The sequence below is a fragment of the Mesorhizobium sp. B1-1-5 genome (assembly GCF_006443065.1).
In the GTDB taxonomy this organism is placed as follows: Bacteria; Pseudomonadota; Alphaproteobacteria; order Rhizobiales; family Rhizobiaceae; genus Mesorhizobium.
In genome coordinates this window covers 1-1,039 of record NZ_VFWS01000663.1, presented here as the reverse complement: position 1 = coordinate 1,039, position 1,039 = coordinate 1, and the positions used below count along the sequence as shown (strand labels likewise).

1 protein-coding gene and 1 pseudogene are annotated in these 1,039 nt (G+C 69.2%); one reads left to right on the top strand and one right to left on the bottom strand.

Translation table 11 applies throughout. The features are described 5' to 3' along the window. Positions 1-235 (top strand): annotated as a pseudogene (locus tag FJ980_RS34190) (MFS transporter); the annotation flags it as partial. Here FJ980_RS34190 and dgcA read toward each other — a convergent pair. Continuing rightward, a partial coding sequence (gene dgcA, locus FJ980_RS34185; protein WP_140547734.1) for an N-acetyl-D-Glu racemase DgcA occupies positions 206-1,039 on the bottom strand: 834 nt, incomplete at its 5' end. The pseudogene FJ980_RS34190 and the gene dgcA overlap by 30 nt on opposite strands.

The window sequence follows — 1,039 nt, the reverse complement described above, 5'->3', positions numbered from 1 at the left end:
CGGCCTGCAGAACATGAGAGGCGAACCGGTCGCTGAAGAGCGCACCGGTGCCGCACAGGGCGGCGCCTATTGCTTCAACGGCTTCTTCATGGCCGCCGTGACGCTCGCCTCCGGCCCGCTCTACGACCGTTTCGGGGTCGACGGCTTCCTGGCCATGATCCCGATCGCGATCATCGGCCTGGTGCTGGTCGGACTCGCGGCGCGCTCAGCCCCAAAGCGCCGGATCGGGCGGTGAAACCAAGGATCCCTCATAGGCGAGGCCGGGCACACGATCCCGCGCAAGCAGCAGCGGTCCGTCGAGGTCGACGAAATCGGCGTCCTGGGCGAGCAGCACCGCCGGCGCCATCGCCAGCGACGTGCCGACTATGCAGCCGACCATGACGCCGAAACCCAGTTCGCGGGCGCGGTCGCGCAGCACGAGCGCCGCCGTCAGCCCGCCCGACTTGTCGAGCTTGATGTTGACGGCATCGTAGAGACCGGCGAGCGCGGCCAGATCCCCCGCCTCATGCACGCTCTCGTCCGCGCAGATCGGCACCGGATGCGCGATGTGGCGCAGGATGCCGTCATGGCCCGCCGGCAGCGGCTGTTCGATAAGCGCGATGCCTTGCTCGGCGGCAAAGGCGAGGTTCGCGGCGATGGTGTCGTCGTTCCAGCCCTCGTTGGCGTCGAGGATGATGCGGCTGCCGGGCGCGGCCTGCCGGACCGCGCGGATGCGCGCAATGTCGTTGTCGCCGCCGATCTTGACTTTGAGCAGCGGGCGCGCCGCGTTGGCACGGGCCTGCGCCGCCATCGCCTCGGGTTCGCCCAGCGACAGCGTGTAGGCCGTCTCGAGCTGATGCAAAGGAGCCGGCCAGACTACGTCCGCCACCGCCTTGCCGCTGATCTTGGCTTCCAGGTCCCACAAGGCGCAATCGATGGCGTTGCGCGCCGCGCCTGCCGGCATGGCGCCGAGCAGGGCTGTCCGGTCCATGCCAGCAGAGATTTGCCCGCGCATGGCCTCTATCGCGGCGCGAACCCCGTCCATGGTCTCGCCATAGCG